This is a genomic window from Sphingobium sp., assembly GCF_035511395.1.
In the GTDB taxonomy this organism is placed as follows: Bacteria; Pseudomonadota; Alphaproteobacteria; order Sphingomonadales; family Sphingomonadaceae; genus Sphingobium.
Genome location: NZ_DATKFP010000078.1, coordinates 1 through 2,499, shown reverse-complemented (window position 1 = coordinate 2,499; position 2,499 = coordinate 1). Strand labels below are relative to the sequence as shown.

Annotated in this window: 1 pseudogene; it reads right to left on the bottom strand. The window is 63.3% G+C overall.

What is annotated here, in order from left to right:
* Positions 1–2,499: pseudogene (locus VMR39_RS04610) on the bottom strand (lactate dehydrogenase); the annotation flags it as partial.

Here is a 2,499-nt window from a genome sequence, read left to right as displayed (position 1 = left end):
TTCTCGATCAGGAGATTGAGCTTGTTGCCCTCCTCGTTCCCCATCATGGGATCGACGAAGCGGAGATCGATCGCCGAATGCCGCCCGTCGGTAATCACCGAAAGGAGGATATCATCGCCCTTCTGGGGGCGCCCGCTGCGGTTCTCGATCGCCTTGATGCGTCCGGCGAGCACCTTCTGATAGGCCTTGAAGGGCGCCCCGGACTGGGCGACGATGATCTTGCGCTTGCCGCCCTTGATGGTGGGCAGCCGGACATATTGGCGCAAATCGTCCTTGAGCACGACGTCGGCGACGCTACGATACATCGCCATCAAGTCGGCGACGTTGACGAATTCGCAGAAGCGCGTGACCGGCTTGTAGCTGCCGCTCGGCTGGAGTTCGAGTTCGGTGCGTGTGTCGCCGAAGTTCGCGGCCCAGGCGTCGAACTCATGCAAGCCCTTGGCCTGTAGCTCATCGGGCTGCATGAAGCGCTGCAGCGTATACATTTCGCCCAGCGTGTTGGTAATGGGCGTGCCCGACGACAGGATCAGTTCGCGGCCGGGATTGATGCCGGCAAGGTATCGACCCTTGACGAACAGATCCCATGCCCGCTGCGAGCCGGCCGGGTCGACGCCCTTGAGGTCGCCAAGATTGGTCGCAAAGGTGAGCTTGCGAAACTGCTGGGCCTCGTCGACCAGGATCTGGTCGATGCCGATCTCGCCGATATGGACAAGGTCGTCCTTGCGGGACTGCAGATTCTCAAGCCGCCGCTGGAGCCCCTCCTTGAGGCGCTCGACCCGCTTGCGCGAGACGCGATCGTCATTGTCGATGCCCGCGATCAGCCCCTCGTAGCTGGCGAGTTGGTCTTCGATCAGCTGCTTTTCGAAGGCTGCCGGGGTGGGGATGAACTTGAACGCATCATGGGTGATGATGATCGCATCCCAGTTGCCGGTCGCCGCGCGGGCCAGGAACCGCCGCCGCTTCTCCTTGATGAAGTTCGTGTCGTCGGCGACCAGGATGCGCGCGGTGGGATAGAGCATCAGGAACTCACGCGCGATCTGCGCGAGGCAATGATTGGGCACCGCCATCATCGGCTTGTTGGCAAGGCCGAGACGGCGTTGCTCCATCACGGCGGCGCACAGGCTGAAGGTTTTGCCCGCGCCGACGCTATGGGCGACATAGGTCGAGCCTGCGGCGACGATCCGCCAGACGACGCGCTTCTGGTGATCGCGCATCTGGATGGCGGTCGACGCGCCGGGCAGCGTCAGATGCTTGCCGTTGAAGGTCCGGGGAACGAGGTTGTTATAGGCGTCGTTGTAGATGCGGACCAGGCGATCAGCGCGTTCGCTGTCCTGCCAGACCCAGGTCTCGAAGGTCGACTTGATCTTCGCAAGCTTCTCTTTCGCGGCTTCGGTGTCGGTGACATTGAGCTCGCGGCGCTCCGAACCGTCAGCTTCGCGGTGAACATCGTAGATCTTGGGGATATGAGAATTGAGGGCATCTTCGAGCAGGTCGGCCGCGCCTCGGCGCGCCGTGCCCCAGGTCGAGGTGGAACTGACATGTCCCGCGAACGGGGCCTTGTCGACAGTCCAGCTCGCAATATCGACGGTATGAAAGATGGTGGTCTCGACCTCCATGATTTCCACGACGAAGGTTTCGATGACCCTGGTAGGAATCCAGGGCGCGCCGAGACGCGCAGTGATCTCGCTGGGTTTGAGGTCGACCGGCTGGACCGCTTCGAGCGCGATGGCGACGGCATGAAAGCGCGGATCGGTTTCGGCCTTCTCGCGGGCAAGGGCGAGCTTGGTCCGCACGGGGCCTGAAAGGGCCTCGTCCGCGGTGACCCAGTGGTCGAAGTGGGGCGTGGTGCGGACGGGGTCCAGATAGATATCGTCGGCAAGGTCCGCGAGCGCCTCGGCTTGCGCGACGCCGAGCAGGCCGGCGATCAACGGGAGATCGACGCGGCCGCGCTCGTGGAGCGACACCGCCAGCGCATCCTGCGCCGAGCGGATTTCATGGGCGACCGGCGGCTTGACGACACGTTCGGTGAAGATCGCGCCCGGCGTGCCGGTATCGCTCGCCTCGTCATAGGCCTCGATCGACGCGACCAGCCAGACGTCGGGATCGTCGAGGAAGGGCTGGAGGTTCGGGCGACGCTGATATTCCTTCTCGGCGCCGGTGTCGGGATCCGTGCGGATGCTGGTGATCGTCCGGTTGATCGGGCCGTACTTCCTGGTGAACTGCCTGTAGTGCGTGAGCAGCTTTTCCTGGGACGCGGCATAGGGCTGGTCGTTCAGCTGCGCCCGCAGGATCGCGCGCACCGCATCGCGGATCGGGATCAGCGCCTTGATGATGCTCGCGTGCTTGACAAACAGGCCAGTGGTGCCACGCCCCGATTTGACGTCGACGATGGCCGGCATCCCGTCGACGATCTGGTGCAGGACACCGTCGGAAACGAGATAGCTGCCTTCCTTGAACTCGGCTTCATCGGCAGCGGTCCCGATCTCAATGTCGAGCGAC